The organism is Pseudomonas sp. N2-3-1-14 (assembly GCF_041228395.1).
GTDB lineage: Bacteria > Pseudomonadota > Gammaproteobacteria > Pseudomonadales > Pseudomonadaceae > Aquipseudomonas.
Map to the genome: position 1 here is coordinate 1 of NZ_CP166199.1, position 14237 is coordinate 14237.

The following is a 14237-nucleotide window of genomic DNA, read 5'->3' on the forward strand; positions in this document are numbered from 1 at the left end:
GTGTCAGTGGAACTTTGGCAGCAGTGCGTGGAGCTTTTGCGCGAAGAGCTGCCTGCCCAGCAATTCAACACCTGGATCCGTCCGCTACAGGTCGAAGCCGAAGGCGACGAGTTGCGTGTCTACGCGCCGAATCGTTTTGTTCTCGATTGGGTTAATGAGAAGTACCTGAGCCGCGTTCTCGAATTGCTCGATGAGCACGGCAATGGCCTGGCGCCCGTACTCTCCCTATTAATAGGCAGCAAACGTAGCTCTGCACCGCGTGCCGCGCCGAATGCACCGTTGGCAGCGAGCGCCTCGCAGGCTCAGGCCGCAGCCGCGCCTGTTAATAACTCGCCAGCACCCGTTGCCCAGACGCCTTCGAAATCATCGGCGCAGAAAAACGCGCCTATAAATGAAGAGCCGTCCCGTGACAGCTTCGACCCAATGGCCGGTGCCAGCTCGCAGCAAGCACCGGTACGCGCCGAACAGCGCACCGTGCAGGTAGAAGGTGCGCTCAAGCACACCAGCTACCTGAACCGGACGTTCACCTTTGAAAACTTCGTCGAAGGTAAATCCAACCAACTGGCCCGTGCGGCCGCCTGGCAGGTAGCCGACAACCCCAAGCATGGTTACAACCCGCTCTTCCTTTATGGTGGCGTCGGCTTGGGTAAGACGCACTTGATGCACGCTGTGGGTAACCATCTATTAAAGAAGAACCCGAATGCCAAGGTCGTGTACCTGCACTCGGAGCGCTTCGTCGCTGACATGGTCAAGGCCTTGCAGCTCAATGCAATCAACGAGTTCAAGCGGTTCTACCGCTCGGTTGATGCGTTGCTGATCGATGACATTCAATTTTTTGCCCGCAAGGAACGTTCTCAGGAAGAGTTTTTCCACACCTTCAACGCCCTGCTCGAAGGTGGCCAGCAGGTCATCTTGACCAGCGACCGTTACCCGAAGGAAATCGAAGGCCTAGAAGAACGTTTGAAGTCGCGCTTCGGTTGGGGCCTGACCGTTGCGGTAGAACCGCCGGAGCTGGAAACCCGCGTCGCGATCCTGATGAAAAAGGCCGACCAGGCGAAAGTCGATCTGCCACACGATGCGGCCTTCTTTATTGCTCAACGCATTCGCTCCAACGTGCGTGAGCTCGAAGGCGCGCTCAAGCGGGTCATTGCTCACTCGCACTTCATGGGCCGCGATATCACCATCGAGTTGATCCGTGAATCCCTGAAAGATTTGCTGGCCCTGCAAGACAAGCTGGTGAGTGTGGATAACATCCAGCGCACGGTGGCTGAGTACTACAAAATCAAGATTTCCGACCTGTTGTCCAAGCGCCGTTCGCGCTCGGTGGCACGTCCGCGTCAGGTGGCGATGGCGCTCTCCAAAGAGCTGACCAACCACAGCCTGCCGGAAATCGGTGATGTGTTTGGCGGTCGCGACCACACCACGGTCTTGCACGCGTGCCGCAAGATCAACGAACTTAAGGAATCCGACGCGGATATTCGCGAGGACTACAAGAACCTGCTGCGTACACTGACTACGTGATGACACCAGCGCAGCTTATTAAGGCAAGGGACTAGACCATGCATTTCACCATTCAACGCGAAGCCCTGTTGAAACCCCTGCAACTGGTCGCAGGCGTCGTCGAGCGCCGACAGACCTTGCCGGTGCTCTCAAACGTATTGCTGGTTGTCGAAGGCCAGCAATTGTCCTTGACCGGTACCGACCTTGAGGTCGAGCTGGTTGGCCGCGTGCAGCTGGAAGAGCCTGCTGAGCCGGGCGAGATCACCGTACCTGCGCGCAAGCTGATGGATATCTGCAAAAGCTTGCCAAACGAAGCGCTGATCGACATCAAAGTCGATGAGCAGAAGTTGGTGGTCAAGGCCGGCCGCAGCCGTTTTACGCTGTCCACCTTGCCAGCCAATGACTTCCCGACCGTCGAAGAAGGCCCTGGCTCGCTGACTTGCAGCCTGGAGCAAAGCAAACTGCGTCGTTTGATCGAGCGCACCAGCTTCGCCATGGCCCAGCAGGATGTGCGCTACTACCTCAACGGCATGTTGCTGGAAGTCTCTGAAGGCATCATCCGCGCCGTGGCCACCGACGGTCACCGGTTGGCGATGTGCTCCATGCGTGCCGATATTGGTCAGCCAGATCGCCACCAAGTGATTGTCCCCCGTAAAGGTATCCTCGAGTTGGCGCGTCTGCTCACCGAGCCGGACGGCAACGTCAGCATCGTTCTGGGCCAGCACCACATTCGCGCCACTACCAGTGAATTCACCTTCACGTCCAAGTTGGTCGACGGCAAGTTCCCGGATTACGAGCGCGTGCTGCCTAAAGGTGGCGACAAGCTGGTGATCGGCGATCGTCAGGCCTTGCGCGAAGCGTTCAGCCGTACCGCAATTCTGTCGAACGAGAAGTACCGCGGTATCCGTCTGCAACTGGCCAACGGTCAGTTGAAAATTCAGGCGAATAACCCTGAGCAGGAAGAAGCGGAAGAAGAAGTTGGCGTTGACTACAACGGTGGCTCGCTGGAGATCGGCTTCAACGTCAGCTATTTGTTGGACGTGCTGGGCGTGATGACCACCGAACAGGTTCGCCTGATTCTGTCTGACTCCAACAGCAGCGCCCTGGTGCAAGAATCTGATAACGACGACTCGGCTTACGTAGTTATGCCGATGCGCCTGTAATCATGCTCAGCAGAAGCTAGATGTCCCTCAGTCGCGTCTCGGTCACCGCGGTGCGCAATCTGCACCCGGTGACCTTCTCCCCCTCCCCCCGCATCAATATCCTCCACGGCGCCAACGGCAGTGGCAAAACCAGCGTGCTGGAAGCCATTCATTTGCTGGGGCTCGCCCGTTCTTTTCGCAGTGCACGTCTTTTGCCGGTGATTCAATACGAGCAGTTGGCATGCACTGTATTTGGCCAAGTTGAATTGGCTGAAGGCGGACACAGCAGCCTGGGAATATCTCGTGATCGCGGCGGGGAATTTCAAATTCGCATTGACGGGCAAAATGCTCGCAGCGCTGCCCAGTTGGCGGAAATCCTGCCTCTGCAGTTGATCAACCCCGACAGCTTCCGTCTGTTGGAAGGTGCACCGAAGATCCGCAGGCAATTCCTCGATTGGGGAGTGTTCCACGTGGAACCGCGTTTCATGGCCACTTGGCAGCGCCTGCAGAAGGCCCTGCGGCAGCGGAACTCATGGCTGCGGCATGGTACACTTGACGCCGCTTCGCAAGCAGCCTGGGACCGGGAACTGTGCCTGGCCAGCGACGAAATAGATGAATACCGCCGCGCCTATATCAAAGCCTTGAAACCAGTCTTTGAGCAGACCTTGAGTGAGTTGTTGGATCTCGAGGGTCTGACGCTGAGCTACTACCGTGGTTGGGATAAAGAGCGTGAGCTGAGCGCAGTGCTCGCCACGTCCTTGCAACGGGATCAGCAAATTGGCCATACCCAGGCAGGCCCCCAACGGGCTGATCTGCGTCTTAGATTAGGCGCACATAATGCCGCGGATATCTTGTCCCGCGGTCAGCAGAAGTTGGTGGTGTGCGCACTGCGTATCGCCCAGGGGCATTTGGTTAGCCAAGCCCGACGCGGTCAGTGTATTTATCTGGTGGATGACTTGCCGTCCGAACTCGACGAGCAACACCGCCGTGCGTTATGCCGCTTGTTGGAAGACTTACGCTGCCAGGTATTCATTACCTGTGTAGACCACGAATTATTGAGGGAAGGCTGGCAGACGGAAACGCCAGTCGCTTTGTTCCACGTGGAACAAGGCCGTATCACCCAGACCCACGACCATCGGGAGTGAAGGCATGAGCGAAGAAAACACGTACGACTCGACCAGCATTAAAGTGCTGAAAGGTTTGGATGCCGTACGCAAACGTCCCGGTATGTACATTGGCGACACCGATGATGGTAGCGGTCTGCACCACATGGTCTTCGAGGTGGTCGACAACTCCATCGACGAAGCGTTGGCCGGTCACTGCGACGACATCAGCATCATCATCCACCCGGATGAGTCCATCACCGTGCGCGACAACGGTCGCGGCATTCCGGTAGACGTGCACAAAGAAGAAGGTGTTTCGGCGGCAGAGGTCATCATGACCGTGCTCCACGCCGGCGGTAAGTTCGACGACAACTCCTATAAAGTCTCCGGCGGTTTGCACGGTGTAGGTGTGTCGGTAGTGAACGCTTTGTCGGAAGAGCTGATTCTGACCGTTCGCCGTAGCGGCAAGATCTGGGAACAGACTTACGTGCACGGCGTGCCACAAGAGCCGATGAAAATCGTCGGTGACAGCGAATCCACTGGTACGCAGATCCACTTCAAGCCATCGGCTGAAACCTTCAAGAATATCCACTTCAGCTGGGACATCCTGGCCAAGCGTATTCGTGAACTGTCCTTCCTCAACTCTGGTGTGGGCATCGTTCTCAAGGACGAGCGCAGCGGCAAGGAAGAGCTGTTCAAGTACGAAGGCGGTCTGCGTGCGTTTGTTGAATACCTGAACACCAACAAGACTGCGGTCAACCAGGTGTTCCACTTCAACATCCAGCGTGAAGATGGCATCGGCGTGGAAATCGCCCTGCAGTGGAACGACAGCTTCAACGAGAACCTGTTGTGCTTCACCAACAACATTCCTCAGCGCGATGGCGGCACTCACTTGGTGGGTTTCCGTTCGGCGTTGACGCGTAACCTGAACACCTACATCGAAGCCGAAGGCTTGGCCAAGAAGCACAAGGTCGCCACCACCGGTGACGATGCACGTGAAGGCCTGACTGCGATTATCTCGGTGAAAGTGCCAGATCCAAAGTTTAGCTCCCAGACCAAAGACAAGCTGGTGTCTTCCGAAGTGAAGACCGCTGTGGAACAGGAGATGGGCAAATACTTCTCCGACTTCCTGCTGGAGAACCCGAACGAAGCCAAGCTGGTTGTCGGCAAGATGATCGACGCTGCACGTGCGCGTGAAGCAGCGCGTAAAGCCCGTGAGATGACCCGTCGTAAAGGCGCGCTGGATATCGCCGGCCTGCCGGGCAAACTGGCTGACTGCCAGGAGAAGGACCCTGCCCTCTCCGAGCTGTACCTGGTGGAAGGTGACTCTGCTGGCGGTTCCGCCAAGCAGGGTCGTAACCGTCGCACCCAGGCGATCCTGCCGTTGAAGGGTAAGATCCTCAACGTTGAGAAAGCCCGCTTCGATAAGATGATTTCCTCTCAGGAAGTCGGCACGTTGATCACAGCCCTGGGCTGCGGTATCGGCCGCGACGAGTACAACATCGACAAGCTGCGCTACCACAACATCATCATCATGACCGATGCTGACGTCGACGGTTCGCACATCCGTACCCTGCTGCTGACCTTCTTCTTCCGTCAGTTGCCGGAGCTGATTGAGCGTGGCTATATCTACATCGCTCAGCCGCCGTTGTACAAAGTGAAAAAAGGCAAGCAAGAGCAATACATCAAAGACGACGACGCCATGGAAGAGTACATGACGCAGTCGGCCCTGGAAGATGCCAGCCTGCACTTGAACGACGAAGCCCCGGGTATCTCTGGTGAGTCGCTGGAGCGTCTGGTTAACGATTTCCGCATGGTCATGAAGACTCTCAAGCGTCTGTCGCGCCTGTACCCTCAGGAGCTGACCGAGCACTTCATCTACCTGCCGGCCGTCAGCCTTGAGCAGTTGGGCGATCACGCAGCGATGCAGGATTGGCTGGCCCAGTACGAAGTGCGCCTGCGTACCGTTGAGAAGTCTGGCCTGGTGTACAAAGCCAGCCTGCGTGAAGACCGTGAACGTAACGTGTGGCTGCCAGAGGTCGAACTGATCTCCCACGGCCTGTCGAACTACGTCACCTTTAACCGCGATTTCTTCGGCAGTAACGACTACAAAACCGTCGTTACCCTCGGCGCGCAATTGAGCACCCTGCTGGACGACGGTGCTTACATTCAGCGCGGCGAACGCAAGAAGCAGGTCAAGGAATTCAAAGAAGCCCTTGATTGGCTGATGGCAGAAAGCACCAAGCGTCACACCATTCAGCGATACAAAGGTCTGGGCGAAATGAACCCGGATCAGCTGTGGGAAACCACTATGGACCCAGCTCAGCGTCGTATGTTGCGCGTGACCATCGAAGACGCCATTGGCGCAGACCAGATCTTCAACACCCTGATGGGTGATGCGGTCGAACCTCGCCGTGACTTCATCGAAAGCAATGCCTTGGCAGTGTCCAACCTGGACTTCTGATCAGGTCAGCCTGCTAAAACAAAAAGGCCAACGCTCAGCGTTGGCCTTTTTTATTGGGTCTGAAAAAGCAGTTTTTCCAATGCTCCACGTGGAACATCGAACTTATTGGCTCGAATTTACCGCCGCCACACTCTCCAGCCGATAACCGTACCCGTAGATCGTCAACAGTTGCCAGCCTCGGTCGGCGGTCAGTCCCAGCTTGTTGCGCAGGCGATAGATATGAGTATCCAGCGGGCGCGAGGAGACCATCTCCTCATGAGACCAGAACCGCTCGTACAGATATTCACGAGACAACGGACGCGCCAGATTGGCGAACAAGCAACTGGCCAAGCGGTATTCACGCTCAGTCAGGTTGATAGGTTTGCCCGCACGAGTGACGGTCAGCTCAGCATCGTCAAAGGTTAGATCGTTGAAGCTCTGCACTTCATGGGCCGTCGATTTTTGCAGACCATGGCGACGCAGCACGGCCGTGATCCGAGCTTTCAGTTCATTGGGCCGGAAGGGTTTGCTGACGTAATCATCCGCCCCACTGTTCAGCGCGGTGACGATGTCGCTCTCGGCGTCCCGACTGGTGAGCATGATCACGGCGGGCGGTGACTCCATGTGCTCGCGGGTCCAGCGCAGCAGCGCGATACCCGTGATGTCGGGCAGTTGCCAGTCGAGTATCAGCAAGTCAAAGGTTTCCCGGCGCAGCTGGCGTAGCAGGTCTTCACCACGCTCGAAGCAATGCACGGACCACGGCTGTTCCGCGGTGCTGGGAATCTGTCGCAGTGTCTGCTCAACCCGGCGCAACTCAGCGGGCTCGTCATCCAGTATTGCGACACGCATGGGTGGGTCCCTTCTACTAAAAAAACGGCGCAAATGCCGGCCATCGAATCTGAATAATTGTGGTCAGATTCAGCGGACCATGAATCTATCGATACGCTGATATCAAAGAGCCTTTAATCCGTTGGAAGACCTCGATACCTTGGAGGAAAGATACCCACTCCTGCCCGTAAGGAAAAGGTTCAGCATGAATCGCTCAGGAAAGTCTAACAGTGAGACCGATATGAGCTTCACTGGGTTCAGTACACCGCTCATATCGAACAGGGAGGGGCCGGGGCATATGGCGCGTTCAACTATCCACTCTCGACACCTCTACACGCCTGCGACGGTGGCCCGGTGATGCTGTGGCGCAAATCCGAAAAACGCCAACCCACTCGAGCACAACTGCTGTTCCACGGTTTGATACGCGAGTGGCTATTGATTGGCCTGGTTCTGCTGCCCTTCACTGTTTACCTGTCCTTGAGCCCAGGCCTGGCCCTCAATAACCCGCTGTACGACAGCCTTCGTCGCCTGACCCCATTGCCGGTCGATCCACGGATCCTGCTGGTGACCATTGATGACCAGAGCCTGAAAAAGCTAGGCCAGTGGCCTTGGCAGCGCAGCGTGCATGCTGACCTGATTGACCGGCTCAGTGCTGCTCGACCGGCAGGCATATTGTTTGATGTGATCTTCAGCGAGCCCGGCGATGCGGCGGATGACCAACGGTTGGCCGACGCGGTGTGCAATGCCGGCAATGTGTTGTTGCCCACGGCGAGTTCCGACGCGGCGGATGAGCAACTGTTGCCACTGCTCAAATGCGCCAAAGGCATGGGCCAGATCAATGTCGAAGCCGATAACGATGGTGTGGTACGCAGCCTGTATATGCGCGAGGGCCCGCCCGGCAACACGCTTGCGCAGCTGGCATGGCTTGCCTATACGTTGAGTGGGCAAACCTCACCCATGCCGGGGCTCGCCAAGGAACCTGACGGTCAGCATTGGCATCGTGAACACGCGGTTCGTGTTCCTTACACCGCGCAGGGTCACTTTCCCAGCGTGTCCTACGTCAGCGTATTACAGGGCGAGGTACCGCCCGACGTGTTGCGTGGTCGGTTGATATTGGTCGGTGCCACGGCCTATGGAATGGGTGATCGCTTTGTCACGCCCCTCTCCTCCACAGTGGGCTCCACGGCCGGAGTGGAGATCCAGGCCAACATCCTCAATGGATTGCTGCTGGGGCGCAGCATCGTCGATCTTCCAGGCTGGCTTGCCGCATTGATGGCCGCATCGCTGGTGGCGTTGCTGCTGGGGCTGCTGTTGTATCGGCCGCGCTATGCACTGTGGATGACCCTGGCTTGCATGGTCACCGCACTGCTCGGCTCATGGGCGCTGCTACGCCTGGGGCATTGGTGGTCACCCGCAGCGTGTCTGATCGGGCTGCTGCTCAGCTACCTGATCTGGAATTGGCGCCGCCTGAGCGTGATCCTTGCTTACTTCGGCTGGGAACTGGCACGCCTGGATAACGAACCCAAAGTGCTGCCCGAGCGCCGCCGTGCGCCCGCCAGCAAAGGTGACGTGTTGCAGGGGCGGATCTTTGCGCTTGAGCAGGCGGTAAGCCGCACGCGCGACACGCGGCGCTTTATGGCGGACGGGTTGGAGTGCCTGCCGGTGGCGACCCTGATTACCGATCCCCACGGCAGCATCCTGCTGGCCAACCGCGTCGCCCGTGAGGTGTTCGGCAACGATCTGGTGGCCACAAATCTATTGGAACAACTCGCCGACCTCGGCTACCCGCCGCTGCACAACGGCGTTCGCCCTGCCCTGTCGGCGCTGCAGCTTATCGAGTTCCGTGATATCCACCAGCGCAGCCTGCGCATGGAGCTGGCACCCTTGCTGCCGGCCGAAGGTGATGTCGCCCTTGGCTGGCTGCTGAGCCTTACCGACTTGAGCAAGGAGCGTGAAGCCCAACAACACCGCGAGACGATGTTGCGCTTCCTGTCCCATGACCTGCGTGCGCCGCACTCGGCGATCCTGGCGTTGCTGGATGTGCACAACGGCGATTCACCGATATTTGCCCAGATCGAACAACAGGTGAAACGCGCATTGAGCCTCACCGAATCCTTCGTGCAGTTGGCCAAAGCCGAAGCCGACGGCTACCACTTCCAGCCGACGCTATTTGCCATGCTGGTCATGGATGCCTTTGACCAGGTGGCAGTGATCGCGCAGCTCAAGGGCATTCACTTGGTACACGACTTGGATGAGGCGGATGAGGGCATGGTGTCAGCCGATCAATCATTGCTGACACGGGCGCTGTTCAACGTGCTGGAAAACGCCATCAAGTACTCCCCGTCAGGCACCACCGTCACGCTGAGCCACGGCAGCGCGCAAGGTTGGTTGGAATGTCGCATCAGCGATCAGGGGCTGGGCATCGCGCCTGGGGATTTGCCGGAGCTGTTCAGCCAGTACCGACGCTTCGATTCAGCCCAGGGCAGTGAGGGTTTGGGTTTGGGGCTGACCATGGTCAAAGCCGTGATTGAGCGCCATGGCGGCCGTATTCTGTGCGAGAGCGAGTTAGGCAAAGGCTCGACCTTCAGCCTAAAACTGCCCCTGCTCGATACGTGAAAAGCCTGGTTTTCTGCTGTGCATAAAAAACCGGTCAAAAAGACCGGTTTTTTAATGCGCAAAAAACTTATGCACGTTTTTCGCGATTTTATTATCTTGAGAAATATGTAAGTAAATCAGCTTCTTACGAAACAAAAACGGCAATTCGCCAACAAACCGTACACAGGTTATCCACAGAAGCTCAAATCGCCGGCGTCTCTACCACCACAGGCTCGGGAGGCAATGAACCCATGGCCCGTTGCTGCGCTTCATTCCACGCTGCAGCGCGGTCATTCAATGCTGCAATCGCACGTGGCCCTTCGCCTTCTGCGTACATCGGCTCACCAATCACTACCGTGATGGTGCCTGCGCTTTTGGCCCAACCTGTCTTCGGCCAGAACTTGCCGGCGTTATGCGCAATCGGCAATACCGGCAGGTTGGCATTCACCGCCAAAGCGGTGCCGCCCCGCGAGAATTTGCCTACGGTGCCGTAAGGCACACGCGTACCTTCCGGAAAGATCAGTACCCAAACGCCATCCTTGAGCAACTCATCGCCTTTTTTGGCGACGTGCTTGAGCGCCGCCTTGGGGTTGTCACGATCAATGGCGATCGGGCGCAACATGGCCATGGCCCAGCCGAAGAACGGCACATACAGCAGCTCGCGCTTGAGCACCTGGCTCAACGGCGAAAAGTACGCGGAGAGGAAGAACGTTTCCCAGGTGCTCTGGTGGTTCGACAGAATCACGCAGGGCTGCTCCGGGACGTTTTCAGCGCCCTTTACTTCGAAACGGATGTTCAGAAACACCTTGGTCAGCCACAACGCGCAGCGGCACCAATAAACGTTGATAAAGCGATAGCGCGCCTTGAACGGCAGGAACGGCGCAATAAAAAAGCTCAGGGTGCACCAGAGAAACGAACTGGTGCCCAGCAGCAGGTAAAAGAAAAAGGTTCTGATGGCCTGCAAGATCGACATGGCGGCATTTACCGTTGCGGGACACGGCCCGCCTGTTAAAAGCGCACTCCCGAACAGTCCTTGGTCAGGAAGTCGAGGGCGGCTAGTTGTTGATAAGTTCTGCGGCAACCGCCGCCAGATCGTCAAAAATCAAAGTACCTACCGGCAGGTCTTTCGCCTGGGTCTTTTCGCCTTTCCCGGTCTTAACCAAAACTGGCTGAGAGTCGACGGCTTTGGCCGCCTCCAGGTCACCGAGGCTGTCCCCGACGAACCATAGCCCAGCCAAGGGCACCTTGTAATGTTCTGCAATGGTTTTCAACATGCCAGGCTTGGGTTTGCGGCAATCGCAGCCCTCATCCGGCCCGTGAGGGCAGTACACCACCAGCCCCACCTCACCGCCCTGCTCGGCCACCAACGTGCGCAAGCGCGCGTGCATGGCGTCCAGGGTGGCGATGTCGTAATAACCACGGGCGATGCCGGACTGGTTGGTGGCGATGGCCACCGTCCAGCCGGCTTTGCTCAACTGCGCGATGGCCTCGATCGAGCCGGGCAGTGGAATCCATTCCGCCACCGACTTGATGTAAGCGTCGGAGTCGTAATTGATCACTCCGTCCCGATCGAGAATCAGCAGTTTCAACATGATCAGCCCAGTACGGAAATGTCAGCGATGTTGATGAACAAACCCCGCAGACGCGCCAGCATGGCGTAGCGGTTTTTCCGCACGCCGGCATCGTCGGCATTGATCATCACTGCTTCGAAGAACGCATCCACCGGCTCACGCAAGGTGGCCAGGCGCGCCAGAGCTTCGGCGTAGTTACGTTCAGCGAGCAGCGGCTTCACTGCGTTTTCGGCCTTGGCGATGGCCGAGTTCAGCGAGAACTCCTTGGCATCGGCAAACAGGGACGGGTCGACTTCGGTATTGCCGAGGTTGTCGGCCTTGCTCAGCAGGTTCGACACGCGCTTGTTCACGGCAGCCAGTGCATCGGCTTCCGGCAGCTTGCGGAAAGCCTGTACGGCCTGCACACGCTGATCGAAGTCCAACGCCGAGCCCGGTTGCAGGGCACGGACCGACAGGTACACCGAAACATCCACGCCTTCGTCTTCGTAACGCGCACGCAGGCGGTCGAACACGAACTCCAGCACTTGCTCGGCCAAACCGGCTTGCTTGACCTTGCCACCGAACTGGCCGACCGCAAACACCACGGCCTGGGTCAGGTCGAGGTCGAGCTTTTTGTCGATCAGGATACGCAGCACGCCCAAGGCAGCACGGCGCAGGGCGTACGGGTCTTTGCTGCCGGTGGGCAACATGCCGATACCGAAGATACCCACCAGGGTATCCAGCTTGTCGGCGATGGCCACGGCCGCACCGGTCAAGGTGGTTGGCAGCTCAGCACCGGCACCGCGCGGCATGTACTGCTCGTTCAGCGCCAGGGCTACATCGTCCGGCTCGCCGTCGTTGAGGGCGTAGTAGTAACCGGCAACGCCTTGCATCTCCGGGAACTCGCCGACCATTTCGGTGGCCAGGTCGCACTTGGACAGCAAGCCCGCGCGGGCAGCCCAGGCGGCATCGCCACCAATGCGCGGCGCAATGTAGGCCGCCAGCTTGGAAACGCGCACGGCCTTGTCATAGACGCTGCCGAGTTTTTCCTGGAACACCACGTTCTGCAGGCGCAGGTTGAAATCTTCGAGCTTCTGCTTCTTGTCTTGCTTGAAGAAGAACTCGGCGTCGGTCAGGCGCGGGCGCACGACTTTTTCGTTACCGGCGATGATCTGCTGCGGGTCCTTGCTTTCGATGTTGGCCACGGTGATGAAGCGCGGCAGCAACTTGCCGTCCACGTCCAGCAGGCAGAAGTACTTCTGGTTGTCCTGCATGGTGGTGATCAGCGCTTCTTGCGGCACGTCGAGGAAACGCTCTTCGAACGAGCACACCAGCGGCACTGGCCATTCAACCAGCGCGGTCACTTCGTCGAGCAGGCTTGGCGGCACGATGGCGGTGCCTTCCTGCAGGCGGGCCAGCTCTTCGGTGCGCTTGCTGATCAACTCACGACGCTCATTGGCATCGGCCAGCACGTAAGCGGCGCGCAGGTCGGCGGCATAGTTGGCGGGCGAAGTGATGCGCACGGCTTCTGGATGGTGGAAGCGGTGACCACGGGAATCACGGCCCGCCTTTTGAGCGAGGATGGTGCAGTCGATGACCTGGTCACCGAGCAGCATCACCAGCCATTGGGTTGGGCGTACGAATTCTTCTTTGCGAGCACCCCAGCGCATGCGCTTGGGGATCGGCAGGTCGTTGAGGGAATCTTCAACGATGGTCGGCAACAGGCTCGCCGTCGGCTTGCCGGTGATGACCTGGCTGAAACGCAGTTTCGGGCCGCTCTGGTCGATCTCGCTCAGCTCGACGCCGCACTTTTTGGCAAAACCCAGGGCTGCTTGAGTCGGGTTACCTTCCGCATCGAAAGCGGCTTGGCGCGGCGGGCCGTCGAGGTTGATGCTGCGGTCCGGCTGCTGGGTTTCCAGCGCGGTCAGCAACACAGCCAGGCGACGAGGCGCGGCGTAGACTTTTTTCGCAGTGAATTTCAGGCCAGCGCTGTGCAGGCCTTTTTCAATACCGGCCAGGAACGCGTCGGCCAGGGTGTTGAGTGCCTTGGGCGGCAGCTCTTCGGTGCCCAGTTCAACCAAAAAATCTTGAGCACTCATTGTGCAGCCTCCAGCTTAGCCAACACTTCATCACGCAGATCCGGGGTTGCCATCGGGAAGCCCAGCTTGGCGCGAGCCAGCAGGTAGGCTTGGGCGACGGAACGCGCCAGGGTGCGTACACGCAGGATGTATTGCTGGCGCGCGGTGACCGAGATGGCACGGCGGGCATCCAGCAGGTTGAAGGTATGGGAGGCCTTCAACACCATTTCATAGCTTGGCAACGGCAGCGGCTGGTCGAGTTCGATCAGGCGCTTGGCTTCGCTTTCATAGAAGTCGAACAGCTCGAACAGCTTGTCGACGTTGGCGTGTTCGAAGTTGTAAGTGGACTGCTCCACTTCGTTCTGGTGGAACACATCGCCATAGGTGACTTTGCCGAACGGGCCGTCAGCCCACACCAGGTCGTAGACCGAGTCCACGCCTTGCAGGTACATGGCCAGGCGCTCAAGGCCGTAAGTGATCTCGCCGGTCACCGGGTAGCACTCGATGCCGCCTGCTTGCTGGAAGTAAGTGAACTGCGTCACTTCCATGCCGTTGAGCCAGACTTCCCAGCCCAGGCCCCAGGCGCCCAGGGTCGGCGATTCCCAGTTGTCTTCGACGAAACGGATGTCGTGCACCAGTGGGTCCAGGCCGACATGTTTCAGCGAGCCCAGGTACAGCTCCTGGAAGTTGTCCGGGTTAGGCTTGAGTACCACCTGGAACTGGTAGTAGTGCTGCAGGCGGTTCGGGTTCTCGCCGTAGCGGCCGTCAGTCGGGCGACGACTGGGCTGCACATAAGCGGCGTTCCAGGTTTCCGGGCCAATGGCCCGCAGGAATGTAGCGGTGTGGAAAGTGCCGGCGCCTACTTCCATATCGTAGGGCTGAAGTACCACACAACCTTGCTCGGCCCAGTATTGCTGGAGGGCGAGGATCAAGTCTTGGAAGGTACGCACGGCTGGCGTAGGCTGGCTCACGAAATTCACCTGTTACTTGGGCTGCGA

Annotated in this window: 10 protein-coding genes; 5 read left to right on the forward strand and 5 right to left on the reverse strand. The window is 58.3% G+C overall.

What is annotated here, in order from left to right; genetic code table 11:
* The 4 genes from dnaA to gyrB are packed head-to-tail and all read left to right on the forward strand — an operon-like array spanning position 1 to position 6209.
* Positions 1 to 1521, forward strand: coding sequence for a chromosomal replication initiator protein DnaA (gene dnaA / locus AB5I78_RS00005; RefSeq protein WP_119741254.1), 1521 nt, complete (start codon positions 1 to 3; stop codon positions 1519 to 1521).
* Positions 1522 to 1559: 38 nt separating this feature from the next.
* On the forward strand, positions 1560 to 2663 hold the full coding sequence (dnaN, locus tag AB5I78_RS00010; protein ID WP_083355987.1) for a DNA polymerase III subunit beta: 1104 nt from the start codon (positions 1560 to 1562) through the stop codon (positions 2661 to 2663).
* 20 nt (positions 2664 to 2683) lie between these two features.
* The gene (gene recF, locus AB5I78_RS00015; RefSeq protein WP_010565854.1) at positions 2684 to 3787 is read left to right on the forward strand and encodes a DNA replication/repair protein RecF; all 1104 of its coding nucleotides are present in this window, start codon (positions 2684 to 2686) and stop codon (positions 3785 to 3787) included.
* 4 nt (positions 3788 to 3791) lie between these two features.
* Entirely contained in the window at positions 3792 to 6209 is a 2418-nt protein-coding gene (gene gyrB / locus AB5I78_RS00020; protein ID WP_145158421.1) for a DNA topoisomerase (ATP-hydrolyzing) subunit B, read from the forward strand.
* A gap of 102 nt (positions 6210 to 6311) precedes the next feature.
* Here the strand turns inward: gyrB and AB5I78_RS00025 are convergent, their stop codons facing one another.
* Positions 6312 to 7037, reverse strand: a complete 726-nt coding sequence (locus AB5I78_RS00025) for a response regulator transcription factor (protein WP_145158422.1) — start codon at positions 7035 to 7037, stop codon at positions 6312 to 6314.
* A gap of 333 nt (positions 7038 to 7370) precedes the next feature.
* On the opposite strand from AB5I78_RS00025, the gene AB5I78_RS00030 reads away from it, so the two are divergent.
* Positions 7371 to 9632, forward strand: a complete 2262-nt coding sequence (locus AB5I78_RS00030; protein ID WP_369302777.1) for a CHASE2 domain-containing protein — start codon at positions 7371 to 7373, stop codon at positions 9630 to 9632.
* Positions 9633 to 9813: 181 nt separating this feature from the next.
* On the opposite strand, the gene AB5I78_RS00035 is transcribed toward AB5I78_RS00030, so the two are convergent.
* The 4 genes from AB5I78_RS00035 to glyQ form a co-directional block, all read right to left on the reverse strand.
* Positions 9814 to 10584, reverse strand: a complete 771-nt coding sequence (locus AB5I78_RS00035; protein WP_145158426.1) for a 1-acyl-sn-glycerol-3-phosphate acyltransferase — start codon at positions 10582 to 10584, stop codon at positions 9814 to 9816.
* Positions 10585 to 10666: 82 nt separating this feature from the next.
* Positions 10667 to 11206 (reverse strand): D-glycero-beta-D-manno-heptose 1,7-bisphosphate 7-phosphatase, encoded by a 540-nt coding sequence (gene gmhB / locus AB5I78_RS00040; protein WP_177410061.1) that lies wholly within the window; start codon positions 11204 to 11206, stop codon positions 10667 to 10669.
* Complete coding sequence (gene glyS / locus AB5I78_RS00045) at positions 11206 to 13260, reverse strand: glycine--tRNA ligase subunit beta (RefSeq protein WP_369302776.1); 2055 nt, start codon at positions 13258 to 13260, stop codon at positions 11206 to 11208. Before glyS ends, gmhB begins: the two co-directional genes overlap by 1 nt.
* Positions 13257 to 14210: a glycine--tRNA ligase subunit alpha gene (gene glyQ, locus AB5I78_RS00050; protein ID WP_003187265.1), complete on the reverse strand. Its 954-nt coding sequence runs from the start codon at positions 14208 to 14210 to the stop codon at positions 13257 to 13259. Before glyQ ends, glyS begins: the two co-directional genes overlap by 4 nt.
* Between the last annotated feature and the right edge of the window lie 27 nt (positions 14211 to 14237).